This window comes from Microbacterium sp. NPDC089698 (assembly GCF_044749045.1).
Taxonomy (GTDB): domain Bacteria; phylum Actinomycetota; class Actinomycetes; order Actinomycetales; family Microbacteriaceae; genus Microbacterium.
Window position 1 is genome coordinate 274,281 of record NZ_JBIVHE010000006.1, and the last position, 20,175, is coordinate 294,455.

The window sequence follows — 20,175 nt, forward strand, 5'->3', positions numbered from 1 at the left end:
GACCCGTGTCCGCTGCCGCGTCGTATCACCACGGGAATCTCCGCGCCGAGCTTCTCGGTGCGGCCGAGCGCGCCCTCGGCGAGGTCGGGGCGGACGGCCTGTCCCTGCGGGCGCTCGCGCGTGAACTCGGGGTGAGTCACGCGGCGCCGGCGAAGCACTTCGCGGATCGGCGCGCCCTGCTGGACGCGCTGGCGGTGGAGGGCTTCGCCCGTCTCTCCGCGGGATTCAGGGTGATCGCCGCCGCGCGTGCGACGCCGGTGCGCGATCGGCTGCGAGCTCTGGTGGCGAGCTATCTGGCGTTCGCTCAGGAGAATCCGGCGCTGCTCGCGCTCATGTTCGCCCACAAGACCGAGAGCGACGTCGAGGCGTCGGCCGACGTGCTCGTCGCGGGCAGGGAGGCGATGGCGCTGACCGTCGCTCTGGTCGCCGAAGGGCAGAGCGCCGGGGAGATCGTCGAGGGGGATCCGGCGCGTATTGCGACGGTGGCCTTCGCGACCGTCCATGGCATCGCGACGCTCGGCTCCGGCGGACTGCTCGACGGTGAGCCGACCGGGGGCGTCGCCGATGCGGCCCTGGCGCTGCTCTGGGAGGGGATAGCCGCGCGAGGGTGACGCTGTGTATCCACAACGCCCTCTATCTCCCTTTCCAGGGTGACATTTGGTCGATTATGGATACACTAGCGACATGACCATCGTCGCCGAGGGGATGCGCGCGGGCGAGTTCGCCTACCGTGCGCTACTGGAGGAGATCCAGTCCGGATCCCTCGCCGCCGGCACCGTGCTCGCCGAGGTCGAGCAGGCCGAGCGGCTCGGGGTGAGCCGCACGCCGCTGCGCGAGGCGCTGCGCAGGCTGACGGCGGACGGCCTCGTCGAGCAGCTCTCGCCGCGCATCACGGTGGTCGCCGCGATCGACGCGGCCGACATCCGCGACCTGTTCGCGCTGCGTCGCGCGCTCGAGGAGAGCACCGCGCGGGCCGCCGCGTCCGCAGCCGACCGCGCGGAGTTCGCGGAGCTCGCCACCCGCTTCGCGCACGCCGCCGAGTCGCTCGGGGACGAGGAGGGGCGCGCGCAGTACTACGCGCTCATCGCCCGCTTCGACGAGGCGCTCGACGCCGCCGTCGGCAACGACTACCTCACCGCCGCGCTGCGCACGGTGCGGACCCATCTCGTGCGCGTGCGCCGGATGGCGCGGGACAAGCCCGCACGCCTCGCCGCGAGCGCGGGCGAGCACCGGCTGATCGCGGAGGCGATCGGATCCGGGGACGGCGACCTCGCCGCGCACGCCACCCACGTCCACCTGCACAACGCGCTCGCGAGCATCCTCGACTCGCTGCACGCGGAAGAGCACGGCGTTTCGTCTCTGCGTTTCGATTCGCCTTCGGCTCACTCGACGAGCACCGGCTCCGCCGGTGCTCGCTCCACGACCCCGAACGCGCGTTCCACGACCGAAGGAAAGAAGGCCAGAGCATGACCGTCACCCACCACCTCCGCGTGCACCGCAGCGACGAGCAGCTGGCGCGCGAGGGCCAGCTCGCCTGGCGCATCGCCGAGATCGCGGCCGATGAGGTCGAGGTCGACGCCGACGTCGTCGACATGATCATCAACCGCGTGATCGACAACGCGTCCGTCGCGGCGGCCTCGCTCACCCGCGCCCCCGTGAGCGCCGCCCGTCAGCAGGCGCTGGACCACCCTGTCTCGGTGAACGGATCCGGATCCACCGTGTTCGGCTGTGCGCTCGAGCGCCGCACCAGCCCGGAGTGGGCCGCCTGGGCGAACGGCGTCGCCGTGCGCGAGCTGGATTACCACGACACCTTCCTCGCCGCCGAGTACTCGCACCCCGGCGACAACATCCCGCCGATCCTCGCCGTCGCGCAGCACGTCGGCGCCGACGGCCGTGCTCTCGTCCGCGGGATCGCGACCGGTTACGAGATCCAGGTCGACCTCGTGAAGGCGATCAGCCTGCACGCGCACAAGATCGACCACGTCGCGCACCTCGGCCCCTCCGCCGCCGCCGGCATCGGCACCCTGCTCGGCCTCGACGTCGAGACCATCTACCAGGCCGTCGGACAGGCGCTGCACACCACCACCGCCACGCGGCAGAGCCGCAAGGGCGAGATCTCCACGTGGAAGGCGCACGCCCCCGCCTTCGCCGGCAAGATGGCGGTCGAGGCCGTCGACCGGGCGATGCGCGGCGAGACCTCGCCGAGCCCGATCTACGAGGGCGAGGACGGCGTGATCGCCTGGATGCTGGACGGCCCCGACGCCTCGTACGACGTGCCGCTGCCCGTGACCGGCGAATCCAAGCGCGCGATCCTGGACACCTACACGAAGGAGCACTCGGCCGAGTACCAGGCGCAGGCCTGGATCGACCTCGCCCGGAAGCTGCACAACGAGCGCCCCGAGCTCGCGGATCCGGCGAATGTCTCCTCGATCGTGATCCACACCAGCCACCACACGCACTACGTGATCGGATCCGGCGCGAACGACCCGCAGAAGTACGACCCGCACGCGTCCCGCGAGACGCTCGACCACTCGATCCCGTACATCTTCGCGGTGGCCCTGCAGGACGGCACCTGGCACCACGTCGACTCCTACGCGCCCGAGCGCGCGCAGCGCGAGGACACGGTCGCCCTCTGGCACTCGATCACCACCGCCGAGGACCCGGAATGGACCCGGCGCTATCACTCGATCGACCCGGCCGAGAAGGCGTTCGGCGGGCGCGTCGAGATCCACCTGACGAACGGCGAGACGGTGACGGACGAGATCGCCGTGGCCGATGCGCATCCGCTGGGTGCGCGGCCGTTCGCCCGCGAGGACTACATCCGCAAGTTCCGGATCCTCGCGGAGCCGGTGCTCGAGCCGGCCGAGATCGAACGGTTCCTCGCCCTCGTGCAGCGCCTGCCCGAGCTCACCGCGGAGGAGGTCGCCGAACTCTCGATCGTCGCCGCCCCCGGCGTCCTCGCCGCGGCGCCGGCACCCAAGGGACTGTTCTGACCGACCGTGTCCCGTTTTCGGCCCCGTGATGTCCCATTTCCGGCTCGGGATCCCGCAGATTCCGAGCCAGAAGTGGGACACGGTCGCGGCGCCACCGAGGAAGGACTGAGGAGAGACTGATGCTGTACGCCACCACACCGGCCGCGGAGAAGCGGCGGATCCTTCGCGAGCGCCTCGCCGCGGGCGAGCTGCTGCGCTTCCCCGGCGCGTTCAATCCGCTCTCCGCCCGGCTGATCGAGCGCAAGGGCTTCGACGGCGTCTACATCTCCGGCGCCGTGCTGTCCGCGGACCTGGGGCTGCCCGACATCGGCCTCACGACCCTCACCGAGGTGGCGGGGCGGGGGCAGCAGATCGCCCGGATGACCGAGCTGCCGGCCATCATCGACGCCGACACCGGCTTCGGCGAGCCCATGAACGTGGCCCGCACGATCCAGACGCTCGAGGACGCCGGACTTGCGGGCACCCACATCGAGGACCAGATCAACCCCAAGCGCTGCGGTCATCTCGACGGCAAGGCCGTGGTCGACGAGTCCACCGCGACCAAGCGGATCCGCGCCGCGGTCGACGCCCGGCGGGATCCGAACTTCCTCATCATGGCGCGCACCGACATCCGCGCGGTGGAGGGCATGGATGCCGCGGTCGACCGGGCCAAGGCCCTCGTCGACGCCGGGGCGGATGCGATCTTCCCCGAGGCGATGCGCACGCTGGCGGAGTTCGAGCGGATGGCCTCCGCGCTCGACGTGCCGATCCTCGCGAACATGACGGAGTTCGGCAAGAGCGAGCTCTTCACGACCGCGCAGCTGCGCAGCGCCGGCGTGAGCATCGTGATCTGGCCGGTCTCGATGCTGCGGATCGCGATGGGTGCGACCGGGCGCGCGCTGGATACGCTGAACGAGGAGGGGAGTCTGACCTCCGCGCTCGGCGAGATGCAGCACCGGGCGGATCTGTACGACCTGATCGACTACGAGTCGTACAACCACTTCGACACGAACGTCTTCAACTTCACGATCGACAAGGAGCTCGGTCTCTGAGCCCCGCTCGGACACCGCACGCACACGAAGGAGTGACATGAGCGATCCCGACATCAAGAAGGGCCTCGCGGGCGTCGTCGTCGACACGACGGCGATCTCGAAGGTCAACCCCGAGACGAACAGCCTGCTCTACCGCGGCTATCCCGTGCAGGAGCTCGCGGCGACCCAGCCGTTCGAGGCCGTCGCCTACCTGCTCTGGAACGGCGAGCTGCCGACGGCCGAACAGCTGGCAGCCCTGCGTGCGACCGAGCGTGCGCACCGTGCGCTCGCCGCCAACGTCAAGGCCGCGATCGACCTCGTGCCGGTCGAGGCGCACCCGATGGACGAGATCCGCACGGCGGTGAGCCTGCTCGGCGCCTCGGACGCGGTCGGTTCCGGATCCGTGCTCGACGCGAGCGGCACCCCGGAGCAGAACCTCGAGCGCAGCATCCGGCTGTTCGCCGCGCTCCCCGCGATCGTCGCCTACGGGCAGCGCCGCCGTCGCGGGGAGGACCTCATCGCCCCGCGCGACGACCTGGACTACTCCGCGAACTTCCTCTGGATGACGTTCGGCACCGAGCCGGATCCGGTCGTCGTCGATGCGTTCAACCGCTCGATGATCCTGTACGCGGAGCACTCCTTCAACGCGTCCACGTTCACCGCACGCGTCATCACCTCGACCCTGAGCGACCTGTACTCCGCCGTGGTCGGAGCGATCGGCGCGCTCAAGGGGCCGCTGCACGGCGGGGCGAACGAGGCGGTGCTGCACATCTTCGACGAGATCGGCGAGGCGTCGAACGTGAACGCCTGGCTCGACACGGCGCTCGCGGAGAAGCGCAAGATCATGGGCTTCGGGCACCGCGTCTACAAGAACGGCGACTCGCGGGTGCCGACCATGAAGGCGGCGCTCGACACGCTCGTGGCGCACTACGACCGTCCCGATGTCGAGGCGCTGTACACGACGCTCGCGAAAGAGTTCGTCGCGCGCAAGGGGATCCACCCGAATCTCGACTACCCGTCGGGCCCGGCGTACAACCTCATCGGCTTCGACACGCTGACCTTCACGCCGCTCTTCGTGGCGTCGCGGGTCACAGGCTGGACCGCGCACGTCATGGAGCAGGCCGCGTCGAACGCCCTGATCCGCCCGCTCTCGGCCTACGACGGGGTGCCGGAGCGCCACATCGACGTGTGACGGATCCCCTGTGCCCCCGGTCGTCGAGCGACCCGGGGGTCAGCGGTTCAGCCAGTGGCGGAGGGTGCGGGTCACCCAGGGCAGCACCCAGTACGTCATGATCGGGGTCAGCACGATCGTGGTCGCGAGCACCCGCAGCCAGATCGGCAGGCCGTTCCAGCCGGGCACCGGACTCATCAGGTACGTGAAGACGAGGTTCACCGGGAAGAAGCCGAGCCAGATCGACACCGCCTGCTTCCAGCGCGGCGGCGAGGGCGCGACCATGACGGTGGTGGTCCCCGTCGAGGAAGGCACCGAGATCGTCTCGGTCGACGGCTCGTCGAACCAGCCCTCGATCCCGGTGCGGCGGCGGGTGCGCTCGCTGCGCACGAAGCCCTCGCCCATCGACAGCCACCAGGCGCGCTCGCTGGACGCCTCCCACGCATCGAGGGCCGCCTCGTCCGCGAAGCGGTAGAGCATGTGCCAGTGGTGCGAGTCGTCGCCGTCGCGCACCCAGCCGGATCCGAGGAAGCCGGGATGCGAGCTCGCGAGGTTCACCCCCGTCTGCACCCAGGCCGTGGCCTCGGCGATGCGGGCGGGGTCGACCTCGCGGCGGATCGACACGGTGATGGGCGCGGATGACGGCGTACCGGACATGGTGGGTCCTTCGGGGGAGTGCGTGCTTGTGGCGTCCCCGAGTGTACGCATCCCGTGTTTCCCGGATGTTGCAGGATGCCGAGGGAGCCCCGGATCCGCTCCTGTCAGGCGGCCACCACCCGCTCGATCGCGGTGCGGGCGCGCTGCAGCACCTCGTCCGGCGCGCCGCGCTGCTCGAGCAGGGCGAGCCCCGCGCCGACGACGGGGCGGGCGTCGACCACGGTCGGCACCGCGTGCGGGAGGTGCTCCGCGAGCCCCTGCCGCACGCCGTCGAGCAGCAGCGGCAGGCGCGCGGCGATCATGCCGCCGCCCAGGACGACCGGGATCCGCTCGCGCTCGAGACCCAGGCGCCGGGCGGCGCTCGCCGCCATCCCGACGATCTCGCCGGCCTGACGCTGCACGAGCGCGCACGCCACGGCGTCGCCGTCGGCCGCCGCCGCGAAGACCGCCGGCACGAGCTCGGACAGCCGCTCCTCGCCGAGACGGCCGAAGTGCACATCCGCGATGAGGGCGGCGAGGTCGGGCCGGCCGACCCGAGGGGGGATCGTCGTGGACAGCACGGTCGCGGGACCGCGGCCGTCCAGTGCTCGCGCCGCGAGGCGCAGCGCCTCGGTGCCGAGGTCGGTGCCCCCGCCCCAGTCGCCGGAGACCGCGCCCCATGCGAGGAAGCGGGCCGTGGCGCCGTCCGCGCGCACGCCGATCGCGTTGAGCCCGGTGCCGCAGACGACGGCGACCGCGTCCGCGGCGAGCGTTCCGGTGCGCAGCAGCGCGAACGTGTCGTTCTCCAGGTGCGCGTCGACGCCGTCGTCGCCGCGGAACCACGGCAGCGGAAGGATCCGCGCCCGATAGGACGCGACCTCCGCCTCGTGATCGAGGCCGGAGAGGAACACGCCCACCCTCAGCAGCGGCGCCCCTCCGGCCTCCGTGCGCACCCGCTGCACGGCCTCGTCCACGACGGAGACCGATTCTCCCTCACGGCCCGGGTGCACATCCGAGGGGCCGAGCCGCACATGCGCCACGACCGCTCCCGTCTCATCGAGGGCGACGGCATCGGTCTTGGTCCCGCCGCCGTCGATCGCGACGACGATCCCTCCGGCGCGCCCCGCCGTCCGCTCCGGACCGGTCCGCACCGCCGTGTCGCTCATCGCGCCCATGCCAGGTGCTCCCGGTTGTTCGCGAGCAGGAGGTCGGCGAGCTTCTCCGCCTTGTCCCACTGGCCGACGAGCGGATGCGCGAGCAGGGCGCGCTCGACGAGCTCCCGGCCGCGCGCGGCGGATCCGGTGTGCCGCGCGGCGTCGAGGGCGAGCCGCTCGTAGCCCGCGACGTGACCGATCAGCCCCTGCACGTCGGCAGGCAGGGGAGCTGTGGGCAGGGCGACGGGGCCGTCCGCGCCGATCGTGGCCGACACCTCGATGACGTGATCGTCGGGGAGGAACGGCAGCGTGCCGTCGTTGCGCAGGTTCGCGACCTGTACGTCGCCGCGGTCGCTCTGCAGCGAGGCGATGAGGTCCACCGCCGCCTCGGAGTAGAACGCGCCGCCGCGTTCGGCGAGGATCGCGGGCTTGGCGTCGACGGCCGGATCCGCATAGAGCCGGAGCAGCTCCCGCTCGACCTCCATGACCTTCTCCGCACGGGGCTGCGCGTGCTGCTGCTCGTCCAGGACGCGATCGTGCGCGTAGTAGTAGCGGAGGTAGTACGACGGCACCATCGCGAGGTTCCGCAGCAGCGGCGCCGGCAGCTCGACCTCGTCCGCGAGTTCCGGCAGGCAGTCCCGCAGCATCTCCGGCAGCGCGTCGGCGCCGTCGAGCAGCACCCCGCGCTCCCACGTGAGGTGATTGAGGCCGACGTGCTCGAGACGGACCAGAGACGGATCCGCGCCGAGCATGCGCGCGAAGCGGCGCTGGAAGCCGATCGCCACATTGCACAGGCCGATCGCCCGGTGGCCCTCCTCGAGCAGCGCGCGCGTCACGATCCCGACCGGGTTCGTGAAGTCCACGATCCAGGCGCCGGGCTTCGCGTGCCGGCGCACGGCCTCGGCGACCTCGAGCACGACGGGAACCGTGCGCAGCGCCTTGGCGAGCCCGCCGGGTCCGGTGGTCTCCTGCCCGATGCAGCAGGCCTGATGCGGCCAGGTCTCGTCGCCGAGCCGGGCCGCCTGGCCGCCGATGCGCAGCTGGATCAGCACCACATCCGCGTCGGCGACGCCCTCCACGAGGTCCGCGGTCGCGCGGATCCGGCCGGGGTGCCCTGCGCGCGAGAACATCCGCTGCGAGACCCCGGCGACGAGCTCCCTGCGGCGGTCGTCCGGATCCACGAGCCAGAGCTCGTCGATCGGCAGCACGTCGCGCAGCCGGGAGAACCCGTCTGTGAGTTCGGGGGTGTAGGTGGATCCCCCTCCGATGACGGTGAGTTTCATGTCAGCCCTTCACGCCGGTCAGATTGATGCCCTCGACGAAGACGCGCTGGGCGAAGAAGAACACGATCACGACGGGGATCGTCACGAGCATGGTCACGGCCATGGTCGTGCCCCAGTCGGTGCCGTGCGTGCCGTGGAAGGTGGACAGGCCGTAGGCGACCGTCCAGGCCGACGGATTCTCCGAGGCGTACAGGAGGGGTCCGAAGTAGTCGTTCCACGAGTTGAAGAACAGGAAGATCGCGGCCGAGGCGATGCCGGGCTTCGTCATCGGCACCATCACGCGCCACAGCACGCCCCACTCGCCGTTGCCGTCGATCCTCGCGGCATCCGCGTAGGCGGTGGGGATCGTCAGGAAGAACTGCCGCAGCAGGAAGATCGAGAACGCGTCGCCGAGCAGGTTCGGCAGGATCAGCGGCCAGAGCGTCCCGGTGAGCCCGAGCTTGGAGAACATCACGTAGACCGGCACGATCGTGACCTGGGGCGGCAGAAGCATCGCGACGATGATCGCGAGGAAGATGATGTTCGCGCCCCGGAAGCGGATCTTCGCGAGCACGTACGCCGCGGGCACCGAGGAGACCAGCATGAACGCCGTCGCGAGCACCGCATAGAAGGCGGAGTTCAGGAACCACAGCCCGAGCGGCACCTGCGTGAACGCGCGGACGTAGTTCGAGAGGTCCCACGGCTGCGGCCAGATCGAGGCGGTCAGCGTCTGCCGGCTCGACATGAACGAGGTCAGCAGCACGAACAGGATCGGGGCGAGGAAGAGCACCGCGAGCACGGAGAGCACGGTGTGGTCCGCGATCCAGATCAGGATGCGCCGGCCGCCGCGCACCGGGCGCGCAGGGCGGGCGGATCCCGTGGTGATGAGCGCGGTCGCGGTCATGAGAAGTCCTCCGGGGAGAAGGCCCGCGACTTGCGCAGCAGCAGAGCCACGAACACGCTCGCGACGACGAACAGGACCACGGCCATGGCCGCCGCGTAGCCGAGCTGGAAGTTGGCGAACCCGCGCACGTACAGCCACTGCGTGTACGTGAGCAGGGAGTCCTCGGGATAGCCGATGTCGGCGGCGAGCCCGCCGGAGGCGGCGCCCGAGCGCCCGGATGCGACGCCGGAGGCCACGGCGGCCTCGGTGAAGTACTGCAGGGCCGCGATCATGCCGGTCACCAGCGCGAACAGCAGGACGGGGGCGATCGACGGGATCGTCACGTAGCGCACCTTCTGCAGGGCGCCCGCCCCGTCGAGCGACGCCGCCTCGTACTGGTCGCGCGGCACGTTCAGGAGCGCGGCGAGCAGGATGATCATGACGTCGCCCATGACCCACACGCCCAGCAGCACCAGCGAAGGCTTCGCGAGGGCCGGGTCGTTGAACCAGAGCGGACCGGGGATGCCGAGGCTCTTCAGCACGAGGTTCACAGGGCCCGTCCCCGGGTTGAACAGGAACACGAAGGCGACGACGGACGCCACGGGCGGGACGAGCGCGGGCAGATAGAAGATCGTGCGCCAGATCCCGCCGGCGCTGCGTGCGCGGAGCAGGAGCCCGGCGACCGCGAGGGCGCAGACGATCCGCACCGGCACGAGGATCACCACGAACCACAGGGTGTTCAGCGCGGCCGTGACGATCCGCGGATCCTTCGTGAACAGGTAGACGTAGTTGCTGAACCCGTTCCACTGCGGCGCCGAGACGAGGTCGTAGCGCGTGAACGAGAAGTACAGGTTCGCGACGAGCGGGTAGACGAAGAACACGGCGAGGCCGAGGAGCGTCGGAGCCAGCATCAGGGCGATGCTTCCGCGGCGCCGGCGGGCGGCGGATCCGCGGCGGCGGACGGTGGCGCCCGGGGCGCGCGGCGGGGTCTCCGCGCGCCCCGGAGAGAGGGTCGCGGTCATCACGGGCCTTCGCTCAGCGCGAGCTGGTCGTCGATGTCCTTGTCGACCTTCTTGAGGCCTGCGTCGAGATCGCCCCCGCCGCCGGACTGGAACTTCGTCCAGTAGCCCGAGAGAGCGACCTGGTTCGCGCTGCCGATCACGGTCGCCGGGATCGAGGTCAGGTGCGGGCTCTTCGCGATGTCGAGGAACGTGCCGAACTGCTCGGGGAGGTCGAGCTTCGAGGACGCGAGGGCGTCCTTCGTGGTCGGGACGTTCTTCAGGCCGTTCGCGAGCTTCACGACCGCATCGGTGTCGAAGGTCAGGTAGCGCAGCAGCGCCCAGGCGGCCTCGGGGTTCTTGGAGGCCTTGGAGACGCCCGCGATCGTGCCGGAGGAGTACCCGCCGCCGTAGAGATCCTCGTGGCCGTCGAGCACGGGGAACGGCGCGACGCCGTACGTGACGTCGGGCGCCTGATCGGCGAGGAACGCGACGCGCCATTCGCCGTCGAGGTTCATCGCGAGCTGCCCGGTCTGGAACGCCTGGCCGGCGGAGAACTCGTCGCCGAGGCCGGCCGTGAAGGCCTTGAGCTTGTCGTAGCCGATCTTGTCGATGAAGCTCTTCTGCCAGGTCATCAGCTCCTTCCACCCGGGGGAGGAGGCGATCGCGCTCTTGCCGTCCTTCATCCAGTCGGCTCCGGCGGCGGCGCCGAAGACGGTGGGCGCGTTCTCGTAGGCGCCCATCAGCGGGTTGAAGCCCAGGGTCTTGATGGATCCGTCGGCGTTGTAGGTCGTGAGCTTGACCGCCATCGCCTCGAGCTCGCTGAGCGTCTTCGGAGGTGCGCTGTAGCCGGCCGCCTGCAGCAGGTCGGTGTTGTAGTAGAGGCCCTGCACGTCGGCGAGCATCGGCAGCGCGCACTGCTTGCCGTCGAAGGAGGTGTAGCTGCGCGCGACGTCCGACAGCTGCGACAGCTGCACGCCGTCGCGCTGGATGTAGGGCGTGAGGTCGCGCAGCGCCCCCGAGGAGCAGAAGGCGCCCACGTTGTCGACAGCTCCCGAGATCGCGACGTCCAGATCATTGCCGGCGGCGATCGCCTTGATGATCTTGTCGTCCTCCTGGCCCGTGCGCACGTCGACCTTCACGTCGGGGTACTTCTTGTGGAAGTCGTCGATCACGGACTGCACGACGCCCGCTTCCCGGTCGCTGAAGAACTCCCACAGCGTGACCGTGCCGGACAGGTGATCGGGCGCCTTCGTGGCGATGGCGGCGTCGGATCCGCCGGAGCAGCCGGCGAGCACGATGCCCGCGACGGCGATCGCGGCGACGGCTCCGAGCCGTCTCGTGGTGTGGCGCTTCATGGGAACCTCTCTGTTCTTCATGCGAACCTCTCTGTTCACGGGGTCTGGACCCCTCGCCGTGGTCCCGGGCGATCCCGGGTCGTTCAGTCGGGCAGGATCCGCGCGCGCAGGCGCGACACGAGCACGTGGCGCGCGCCCAGCAGCACCGCATCCGCGGGGGCGCCGGTGGTGTGCACGGTCGGGTTCCAGCTCGACGACGCGCGCAGGGCGGCGGACACGGCGTCGGCCAGCGGCGCTCCGCCGGCGACGCCCGTGGGGCCGCCGAGGATCACGAGCGACGGATCCAGCACCGCGATCACCGGGGTCAGCGCGAACGCGATGCGCTGCGCGAGTGCCGGGAGGATCCGCTCCTGCCCCGGCGCTGCCAGCGCGTCGAGCGCGTGCGCGTAGTCGAGCGGGGTGCCCAGGACGGCGCTCGCGGCGCGCGCGACCGCGGATCCGCCGACGAGCTCCTGCAGGTCCTCCGCATCCGGGTCGATCGCCATGGCCGTTCGGGGGGCGGGCAGGTAGCCGATCTCGCCCGCGCCGCCGGTGGCGCCGTGCAGGATCGTGCCGTCCAGGTCGATCGAGAGGCCGAGGCCCTCGCCGAGCCACAGCAGCGCGAAGCCCGGTGCTTCGGCGCCGGCGCCTTCGGCCCGCTCCGCGATCGCGGCGAGGTTCACGTCGTTCTCGAGCGTGACGGCGATGCCGAGGCCCGCCTCGAGTTCGCCGCGCGCGTTCTGCATGGGCCAGCCGTCGAGGGTGTCCGTGAAGTTCAGCCGGTCGGCGGCGGGATCCGTGGCGGCCTGCACGCCGATCACGATCTCGACGATCGCGGCCGGCTCGACACCCGCTGCGGTGCAGGCGGCCTCGATCGCGCGGCGCACATCGCCCTCCGCGGAGCGCGGGTGCGAGGCGTCGAGCGCGACGGTCGCGACCGGGCGCTGCGAGCCCCGCGCATCGACGACGGTCGCCCGCAGCACCGTCTCGTCGACGTCGATCGCGACGCCCAGGGTGCGGTCGAGCCGGACGTCGTAGGTCACCGCGTTCGGCCCGCGGCCCGCGGAGAGCTCGCCCGCAGTGCGGATGAGCCCGGCCTCTTCCAGCCGTGCCACGATCTGCGCCGCGGTCGGCTTGGAGAGCCCGGTCAGCTCGCCGATCCGATTGCGCGTCAGAGGCCCCTCGTCGAGGAGGAGGGCGAGCGCCGCCTGATCGTTGCGCAGGGCGAGCCAGCCGGGGGTGCCGGGGGCGGGGGAGGACGTCATCGCAGCTCCTGAATATCTAATAGCTAAGTTTCTTTATAGATTCGCAAGCGGGAAGTGTCAAGACTTTTCTGCGTATCCGCTCGGGCTCGGAGATCCTGGCCCGCGTTCTGCCCGGTGGAGGGGAGCTCTGCCCGTCGATCGGTGTCGGCGCGGTCGCTAGTCTGAGTCCATGGCTACCGAGGGGGAACCGCTGCAGGGCGGGCATGAGCTCGATTTCGGATCCGGATCGCAGAACCCGACCCCGCCTCCGCCCGCTGCGGCTCCGGCGCCGCCGGACGGGGCCTTCCCGCAGTCCGCACCGCCGTATGGTGCGCAGCCGGGGCAGTCGTATCCGGCCCAGCCGTATCCCGTGCAGCCGACGCAGCCGTACGGTGCCCAGCCGACGCAGCCGTACGGTGCGCAGCCGACGTCGTATCCGGCTCAGCCCGGCCAGCCCTATCCCGCGCAGCCCTATGGTCCGCAGCCGCCTCGCAGGTCCTCGAAGGGCCTGCTCTGGGGTCTGATCGGAGGCGGCGCCGCACTGCTGCTCGTGGCGATCCTGGTCGTGGCGCTGCTCGTGGTGCCCGCGATCACCCGATCCTCGGTCACGGCCGCTGACGCGGTCAAGGCCTACCTGACCGCGGTCTCCCAGGGTGACGCGAAGACCGCGCTCGGCTACCTGGAGAGCGTTCCGAGCACGGGCCTGCTCACCGACGAGGTGCTGAAGGAGTCGAACAGACTCGCGCCGATCAGTCACATCTCCGTGGCGAAGGGCGGGGAGGGCAAGAACTCGGCCACCGTCATCGCGTCCTACCGCATCGGCGACAAGACGATGTCGTCCGTGGCGTACGAGGCCTACCGGATCAAGGACTCGTGGAAGATCGCGAACGGGGTGAGTCCGGTCTCCTTCCAGAGCCTGAGCGGTCTCGACGCCACGATCAACGGCGTGCCGACCGCGAAGCTGACCGACGCGTATGTCTTCCCCGGCACCTACGAGCTCGCGCTGGATTCGAAGTACTTCTCGATCGACGGCGATGCGACGTTCACTATCGTCTCCCCGGAGGACGCCGCGGCGCTGTACACCGTGAAGACCGCGCTCAACGACGCGGGCGTCGCGCAGTTCCGCTCGCTCGTGCGCTCGGCGGTCGAGGCCTGCGTGGCGATGAAGACCCTCGCGACGCCGTGCGGGATGGACATCACGGCGATCGACCTCTCCGGAGCCAGCCCGGTGGAGGGGACGGTCACGCGCACGCTCACCGCCGACGGCAGCGCCGCGCTCGACAACCTGAAGCCGGATTCCGGCGGATCCTCGCCCACGGTCGTGTCCAGTTACGACTCGATCAGCGTCGACATGACGCTGCAGGGCAGCGACGGGCAGACCTACACGGTCACGTTCGGCGGGTACCTGAACACCCCGACGGTCGACTTCGGGGCGGCGGCTCCGACGGTGACCTGGGAGTAGCCACCGCGTCTTCTGTGGAGAAGGACCGCTGAGAGAAGAGAGGACCCCCGCCGACCCGATTCGGCGGGGGTCCTGCGGTTCGTGACCGCGTAGGCGCCCGTGCGAGAAAGCCGGGCGCATCCCGTTGCGCGGGGAAGACGAGCACCCGATCCGGTCAGCGTCCGCAGCCCGCGCAGAGTCTGTTGTACGTGTCGAAGGTGGCCGGAAGGTGAACGGCCTGACAGGTGTCGATGAATTACATGGAACCCCTCCTAACTAGATGGATGACCATGTATTCTCAGAGGCAGCGCCGACGACGACGCAGAACCAGGAGCACACGATGGTCCGCGACATCACCCACTTCATCGGAGGATCCCCGATCCCCGGCACCTCGGGACGCTGGGGGGAGGTGTTCGAGCCCGCGACCGGCGCCGTCCAGGCGAGGGTGCCTCTTGCGAGCGGGGACGAGGTGCGGGCCGCGATCGCGAACGCCGAGGCCGCGCAGCCCGAGTGGGCGGCGACCAACCCGCAGAAGCGGGCGCGCGTGCTCATGCGCTTCCTCGAGCTGATCCGCGACGAGATGGACGACCTCGCCGCGCTGCTCTCGCGCGAGCACGGCAAGACGCTGGACGACGCCAAGGGCGACATCCAGCGCGGCGTCGAGGTGATCGAGTTCTGCGTCGGGGCTCCGCATCTGCTCAAGGGGGAGTACTCCACGGGTGTCGGCACCGGCATCGACGTGTACTCGCTGCGTCAGCCGCTCGGCGTGGTCGCCGGGATCACCCCGTTCAACTTCCCCGCGATGATCCCGCTGTGGCAGATGGGCCCCGCGATCGCCGCCGGAAACGCCTTCATCCTCAAGCCCAGCGAGCGCGACCCCTCGGTGCCGGTGCGGATCGCCGAGCTGTTCCTGGAGGCGGGCCTGCCCGCGGGGATCCTCAACGTCGTGCACGGCGACAAGGAGGCCGTCGACGTGCTGCTCACCGACGAGCGGGTGCGCGCGATCGGCTTCGTCGGATCCACCCCGATCGCGGAGTACATCTACACGACCGCGAACGCGCACGGCAAGCGCGCCCAGTGCTTCGGCGGGGCGAAGAACCACCTCGTCGTGATGCCCGACGCCGATCTCGACCAGGCCGCGGACGCCCTCATCGGCGCGGGCTACGGCTCGGCGGGGGAGCGCTGCATGGCGATCTCGGTTGCGGTGCCGGTCGGTGAGGAGACGGCCGACGCGCTCGCGGCGAAGCTCGCCGAGCGCGTGGCCGCGCTCAGGGTCGGCCCCTCGCTCGAACCGGGAATGGACTACGGCCCGCTCGTGAACCGCGCCGCGGTCGAGCGCGTGACCGACTACATCCAGCAGGGGATCGACGCGGGGGCGGAGCTCCTCGCCGACGGGCGCGGGTTCTCCGTCCCGGGGCATGAGGAGGGCTTCTACCTCGGTCCCACCCTGTTCGACCGGGTCACCACCGACATGTCGATCTACCGCGAGGAGATCTTCGGCCCGGTGCTCGTGATCGCCCGCGCGGCCGACTACGAGGAGGCGCTGCGGATGGCGTCCGAGCACGAGTTCGGTAACGGCGTGGGCATCTTCACGCGCGACGGGGATGCGGCCCGCGACTTCGTCGCCCGCGTGAACGTCGGCATGGTCGGCGTGAACGTGCCGATCCCCGTGCCGATCGCGTACTTCACGTTCGGCGGCTGGAAGCGCAGCGGATTCGGCGATCTCAACCAGCACGGCGCCGACGCCTTCCGCTTCTACACGAAGACCAAGACGGTCACCTCGCGGTGGCCCGCCGCGGGCGTCCGCGAAGGCGCCAGCTTCGTCATCCCCACGATGCACTGACCCGGCCGCACGCCGCAGGAACACCAGAAGGAACACGACATGACCACCGTCGCCACCCCGATCACGATGACCAGCGAGGAGCGCGCCGCCATCCTCGGCGCCGTGCGCGAGTTCGCCGAGACCGAGCTCGCCCCGTTCGCCGCCGAGCGCGATGAGAAGCACCTGTTCCCGCGCGACACCCTGGTGCGCGCGGGCGAGCTGGGACTCGGCGGGATCTACGTGCGCGAGCAGTCCGGAGGCACCGGACTCGAGCGCGTCGACACCGTCGCGATCTTCGAGGAGCTCGCGAAGGGCGATCCGACCATCGCCGCCTACATCTCGATCCACAACATGGTGGCCTGGATGATCGACAGCTACGGCACGGACGCGCAGCACGCGCGCTGGATGCCCGAGCTCATCGCGATGGAGGGGCTGGGCAGCTACTGCCTGACGGAGCCGGGCGCGGGATCGGACGCCGCGGCGCTCGCGACGAGCGCGACCCGCGACGGCGACGAGTACGTCCTGACCGGAGTGAAGCAGTTCATCTCCGGCGCCGGCGAGGCCGCGGTCTACATCGTGATGGCCCGCACCGGGGCCTCCGGTGCGCGCGGCATCTCGGCCTTCCTCGTCCCCGGGGACGCGGCGGGCCTGAGCTTCGGCGCGCCGGAGAAGAAGATGGGCTGGCACGCGCAGCCCACCCGCCAGGTGATCCTGGACGGCGTGCGCATCCCCGCGACCAGCATGCTCGGGTCCGAGGGGCAGGGCTTCGCGATCGCGATGAGCGCTCTGAACGGCGGCCGCCTCAACATCGCCGCCTGCTCGATCGGCGGCGCGCAGTGGGCGCTGGACCGCGCCGTGCAGTACGTGCACGAGCGCGAGGCGTTCGGCGAACCGCTCGCCGAGAAGCAGTCGATCCTGTTCGCGGTCGCCGACATGCGCACGGACCTGCAGGCCGCGCGGCTCATGGTGCGCGACGGCGCGCAGGCCGTCGACGAGAAGGCCCCCGATGCCACGATGCGCTGCGCGATGGCCAAGCGCTTCGCGACGGACGCAGGCTTCGACGTCGCGAACAAGGCCCTTCAACTGCACGGCGGCTACGGGTACCTTCAGGACTACGGGATCGAGAAGGTCGTCCGTGATCTGCGGGTGCATCAGATCCTGGAAGGGACGAACGAGATCATGAGACTCATCGTCGGACGCGAGATGCTGCGCCCCTCCGGATCCGCGTCGATGCGGGCCGCATCATGACGCGCATCGCGTTCCTCGGGCTCGGCCACATGGGCCTTCCGATGGCGAAGAACCTGCTCGCCGCCGGGCACGAGGTGATCGGCTTCGACGTCGTGCCCGCCGCGGTCGACGCCGCCTCCGCCGCGGGGCTGCCCGTCGCGCAGTTCGGGGTGGACGCGGTGTCCGGCGCGGAGGTCGTCATCACGATGTTCCCCGCGGGCAAGCACGTGATCGCGGCCTATCAGGACGGGCTGCTGGCCGCGGCCGACCCCGGGACCCTGTTCATCGAGAGCTCGACGATCGCCGTCGACGAGGCGCGCACCGCACACGAGCTCGCGATCGAGGCGGGGCATCGCAACATCGACGCCCCTGTCTCCGGCGGCGTGGTCGGCGCGGAGAACGGCACGCTCGCGTTCATGGTGGGCGGCTCCGACGAGGATTTCGCCGCCGCGCTCCCGCTGCTCGAGACCATGGGCAAGCGCATCGTGCACTGCGGCGGTCCGGGGCTCGGGCAGGCCGCGAAGGTCTGCAACAACATGATCCTCGGCATCTCGCAGATCGCCGTGGCGGAGGCGTTCGTGCTCGGCGAGCGGCTCGGCCTCGAGCATCAGGCGCTCTTCGACGTCGTGTCGCAGGCGTCGGGCCAGTGCTGGTCGATCACGACGAACTGCCCCGTGCCGGGCCCCGTGCCCACGAGCCCCGCCAACCGCGACTATCAGCCCGGCTTCGCGGGCGCGCTCATGGCGAAGGACCTGGGGCTCGCGCTGCAGGCGATCGAGGGCACCGGCACCGACGCGCAGATGGGCCGGCTCGCCCAGCAGATCTACGCGAGGTTCGCCGCCGGCCCCGGCGCCGGTCGCGACTTCTCCGGGATCATCACCGACATCCGCGACGCGTCCTGACCCGGCAGGATCCAGACCCGCAGGATCCCTGACCGCGAGACTCCATCTGGGCGACGAGACTGCACTCGCGCAGTGCAGTCTCGTCGCCCAGATGGAGTCTCGCGGTTCGTCGGGAGGGGACACCGTTCGTTCACCGACATCGGAGATACTGGAAGCGCCACGAAGGTGCGGCGAAAGGATGAGCATGGCCACGAACGAGTACGAGACGATCCTCACGGAGCAGCGCGGACGAGTCGGCTGGATCACCTTGAACCGGCCTCAGGCGCTCAACGCGCTGAACTCTCGCGTCGCCGAAGAGGTCACGGCCGCCGCCACCGCCTTCGACGCGGATCCGGGTATCGGGGCGATCGTCGTCACCGGATCCGAGAAGGCCTTCGCCGCGGGCGCCGACATCAAGGAGATGGAGGCGATGTCCGCCGCGGAGATCACCGCGACCGACCACTTCGGCGTGTGGCGCGACTTCGCCGCCGTGCGCACCCCCGTCATCGCCGCCGTGTCCGGCTTCGCCCTGGGTGGAGGATGCGAGCTCGCGATGATGTGCGACATCATCCTCGCCGCCGACAACGCGAAGTTCGGCCAGCCCGAGGTGAACCTCGGCGTCATCCCCGGCATGGGCGGCACCCAGCGGCTCATCCGCGCGGTCGGGTACTACAAGGCCGCCGAGCTCGTGCTGTCCGGCCGGATCATCGGCGCCGAGGAGGCCGAGCGCGCGGGCCTGGTGTCGCGCATCGTGCCGACCGCCGAGCTGCTCGCCGAGGCGTCGACGCTCGCCGAGACGATCGCGTCGAAGTCGCTGCCGTCGATCATCGCGGCGAAGGCCACCCTCGATGCCGCGATGGAGACCACGCTCGCCGTCGGACTCGACATCGAGCGCGAGGCCTTCGCATCCCTGTTCGACACAGAGGACCAGAAGGAGGGCATGGCCGCCTTCCGTGAGAAGCGTCCTCCGCAGTTCGTGAACCGGTGATCGCCGTGGCCGACATCCACTCCCTCGGATCCTTCGCGGATCCGTCCCGCCAGGACGCCTCGGGGCGCGAGGACCCGTCGTCGAACGTCGTGCCGCTCTTCGCCGACGGCGCGCTGCCCGACATCGAGGATCTGCGCCTCTCGGAGGACGATCGGCGCGAGCTGGTCGGCTGGACCATCGCCTGCGCCGAGCGGCTCCTGCCGCTGTTCCAGGCCGAGCGCCCCGATGACGACCGCCCGCATCAGGCGCTCGCGGCCGCGGAGGCGTTCCTGCGCGGCGAGCTCGACATCGACGCCGTGCGGGAGAAGGCGTTCGCCTGCCATGAGGCCGCACGCCAGGCGCAGGATCCGAGCGCCGTCGCGGCCGCGCGCGTGTGCGGGCAGGCGGTGGCCGTCGCGCACCTCGCCGGGCACAGCAGGCAGGTGCCGCGGCACACGGCCCGGGCGTTCCCCGGCGATCGCTCCCGCCGCGACGAAGAGCTCGCGTGGCAGCGCATGAACATCCCCGCCCGCTTCGACGCCTACGTCTACGACGGGGACTGACGGCGGATCCTCCTGGGCTGGGCGCGTGCTCGCTAGGGCGCCGCGTTTCGTCTCGCTCGGCCTTCGGCCGGGCTCGCTCAACGACCCCGAGGGCGCGGCACCTCAGCCGCGCAGCTCGTCCAGGGCTTTGGCGATGCGGCGTTCGCGCGTCGCCTCCTGCTTGGCGTCTGCGACGGAGACCGCGAGCTCCTTGCGGCGCGTGAAGCTCAGCGCCTCGTAGGCCCCGGTGAGTCCGGCATCGGCGAGGGCGGCCGAAAGCGCTTCCGGCACCTCGACTGTGCGTTCGGCGGTGTCGGCGGCGATCACGGCGTCGAACTCGTCGCCGAGTTCGAGGCCCATCGCCGTGCGGTTCGCCTTGCTGAAGCCGATGAGGTTCTTCCCGCCCATGCGGCCCAGGCGCAGGCGCGCGGAGCTCTCGCCGATCGTCACCGTGACGGGGAAGGCCTTCGCGGTGCTGATCTCGGCGACCTGCGCATCGGTGAGCACGATGGCGCCGGCGGGGCCGAAGGGTTCGAGGACGGTGCGGATCCGCAGTTCGCTCATGCGCGCCAGCCTACGGCGGCGTCGTCCGCACCGCGAGCAGGAC

General features: G+C 70.6%; 18 protein-coding genes and 1 pseudogene. 11 read left to right on the plus strand and 8 right to left on the minus strand.

Annotated elements, in window-relative coordinates; genetic code table 11:
- The first annotated feature begins 5 nt into the window (after positions 1-5).
- The 5 genes and pseudogenes from ACIPY5_RS16650 to ACIPY5_RS16670 all read left to right on the plus strand — a co-directional run bounded on the left by ACIPY5_RS16650 (position 6) and on the right by ACIPY5_RS16670 (position 5,195).
- Positions 6-611 carry a TetR/AcrR family transcriptional regulator gene (locus ACIPY5_RS16650; RefSeq protein WP_400972576.1) on the plus strand — a complete coding sequence of 202 codons (606 nt, stop codon included), beginning with the start codon at positions 6-8 and terminating at the stop codon, positions 609-611.
- A gap of 94 nt (positions 612-705) precedes the next feature.
- Positions 706-1,332 (plus strand): annotated as a pseudogene (locus tag ACIPY5_RS16655) (GntR family transcriptional regulator); the annotation flags it as partial.
- A 134-nt stretch (positions 1,333-1,466) separates the two neighbouring features.
- Positions 1,467-2,993, plus strand: coding sequence for an MmgE/PrpD family protein (locus ACIPY5_RS16660; protein WP_400972578.1), 1,527 nt, complete (start codon positions 1,467-1,469; stop codon positions 2,991-2,993).
- Positions 2,994-3,112: 119 nt separating this feature from the next.
- Entirely contained in the window at positions 3,113-4,024 is a 912-nt protein-coding gene (gene prpB / locus ACIPY5_RS16665; RefSeq protein WP_400972580.1) for a methylisocitrate lyase, read from the plus strand.
- A 37-nt stretch (positions 4,025-4,061) separates the two neighbouring features.
- The gene (locus ACIPY5_RS16670; RefSeq protein WP_400972582.1) at positions 4,062-5,195 is read left to right on the plus strand and encodes a bifunctional 2-methylcitrate synthase/citrate synthase; all 1,134 of its coding nucleotides are present in this window, start codon (positions 4,062-4,064) and stop codon (positions 5,193-5,195) included.
- 39 nt (positions 5,196-5,234) lie between these two features.
- Here ACIPY5_RS16670 and ACIPY5_RS16675 read toward each other — a convergent pair whose 3' ends face one another.
- The 7 genes from ACIPY5_RS16675 to ACIPY5_RS16705 form a co-directional block, all read right to left on the minus strand.
- The gene (locus tag ACIPY5_RS16675) at positions 5,235-5,831 is read right to left on the minus strand and encodes an antibiotic biosynthesis monooxygenase (RefSeq protein WP_400972584.1); all 597 of its coding nucleotides are present in this window, start codon (positions 5,829-5,831) and stop codon (positions 5,235-5,237) included.
- A 104-nt stretch (positions 5,832-5,935) separates the two neighbouring features.
- Positions 5,936-6,976 (minus strand): N-acetylglucosamine kinase, encoded by a 1,041-nt coding sequence (locus tag ACIPY5_RS16680; RefSeq protein ID WP_400972586.1) that lies wholly within the window; start codon positions 6,974-6,976, stop codon positions 5,936-5,938.
- A complete protein-coding gene (locus tag ACIPY5_RS16685; protein WP_400972588.1) occupies positions 6,973-8,247 on the minus strand; it encodes a 6-phospho-beta-glucosidase in 1,275 nt (424 codons plus the stop codon). Before ACIPY5_RS16685 ends, ACIPY5_RS16680 begins: the two co-directional genes overlap by 4 nt.
- A gap of 1 nt (position 8,248) precedes the next feature.
- Positions 8,249-9,130, minus strand: coding sequence for a carbohydrate ABC transporter permease (locus tag ACIPY5_RS16690; RefSeq protein WP_309342190.1), 882 nt, complete (start codon positions 9,128-9,130; stop codon positions 8,249-8,251).
- Positions 9,127-10,131: a carbohydrate ABC transporter permease gene (locus tag ACIPY5_RS16695; protein WP_400972591.1), complete on the minus strand. Its 1,005-nt coding sequence runs from the start codon at positions 10,129-10,131 to the stop codon at positions 9,127-9,129. Before ACIPY5_RS16695 ends, ACIPY5_RS16690 begins: the two co-directional genes overlap by 4 nt.
- On the minus strand, positions 10,131-11,486 hold the full coding sequence (locus tag ACIPY5_RS16700; protein WP_400972593.1) for an extracellular solute-binding protein: 1,356 nt from the start codon (positions 11,484-11,486) through the stop codon (positions 10,131-10,133). The genes ACIPY5_RS16695 and ACIPY5_RS16700 overlap by 1 nt, the downstream gene beginning before the upstream one ends.
- Before the next feature lie 62 nt (positions 11,487-11,548).
- Positions 11,549-12,709 carry an ROK family protein gene (locus ACIPY5_RS16705; RefSeq protein ID WP_400972595.1) on the minus strand — a complete coding sequence of 387 codons (1,161 nt, stop codon included), beginning with the start codon at positions 12,707-12,709 and terminating at the stop codon, positions 11,549-11,551.
- 169 nt (positions 12,710-12,878) lie between these two features.
- Here ACIPY5_RS16705 and ACIPY5_RS16710 point away from each other — a divergent pair, with 169 nt between their 5' ends.
- The 6 genes from ACIPY5_RS16710 to ACIPY5_RS16735 all read left to right on the plus strand — a co-directional run bounded on the left by ACIPY5_RS16710 (position 12,879) and on the right by ACIPY5_RS16735 (position 19,589).
- Positions 12,879-14,150 carry a hypothetical protein gene (locus ACIPY5_RS16710; RefSeq protein WP_400972597.1) on the plus strand — a complete coding sequence of 424 codons (1,272 nt, stop codon included), beginning with the start codon at positions 12,879-12,881 and terminating at the stop codon, positions 14,148-14,150.
- A gap of 319 nt (positions 14,151-14,469) precedes the next feature.
- A complete protein-coding gene (locus tag ACIPY5_RS16715) occupies positions 14,470-15,972 on the plus strand; it encodes a CoA-acylating methylmalonate-semialdehyde dehydrogenase (protein WP_400972598.1) in 1,503 nt (500 codons plus the stop codon).
- Positions 15,973-16,011: 39 nt separating this feature from the next.
- Positions 16,012-17,199 carry an acyl-CoA dehydrogenase family protein gene (locus tag ACIPY5_RS16720; RefSeq protein ID WP_400972601.1) on the plus strand — a complete coding sequence of 396 codons (1,188 nt, stop codon included), beginning with the start codon at positions 16,012-16,014 and terminating at the stop codon, positions 17,197-17,199.
- A complete protein-coding gene (gene mmsB, locus ACIPY5_RS16725; protein ID WP_400972602.1) occupies positions 17,196-18,080 on the plus strand; it encodes a 3-hydroxyisobutyrate dehydrogenase in 885 nt (294 codons plus the stop codon). Before ACIPY5_RS16720 ends, mmsB begins: the two co-directional genes overlap by 4 nt.
- A 184-nt stretch (positions 18,081-18,264) precedes the next feature.
- Entirely contained in the window at positions 18,265-19,047 is a 783-nt protein-coding gene (locus ACIPY5_RS16730; protein WP_309342202.1) for an enoyl-CoA hydratase-related protein, read from the plus strand.
- Positions 19,044-19,589: a putative immunity protein gene (locus ACIPY5_RS16735; protein WP_400972604.1), complete on the plus strand. Its 546-nt coding sequence runs from the start codon at positions 19,044-19,046 to the stop codon at positions 19,587-19,589. The genes ACIPY5_RS16730 and ACIPY5_RS16735 overlap by 4 nt, the downstream gene beginning before the upstream one ends.
- Positions 19,590-19,691: 102 nt before the next feature.
- On the opposite strand, the gene ACIPY5_RS16740 is transcribed toward ACIPY5_RS16735, so the two are convergent.
- The gene (locus ACIPY5_RS16740; RefSeq protein ID WP_400972606.1) at positions 19,692-20,132 is read right to left on the minus strand and encodes a YdeI/OmpD-associated family protein; all 441 of its coding nucleotides are present in this window, start codon (positions 20,130-20,132) and stop codon (positions 19,692-19,694) included.
- Positions 20,133-20,175: the final 43 nt, after the last annotated feature.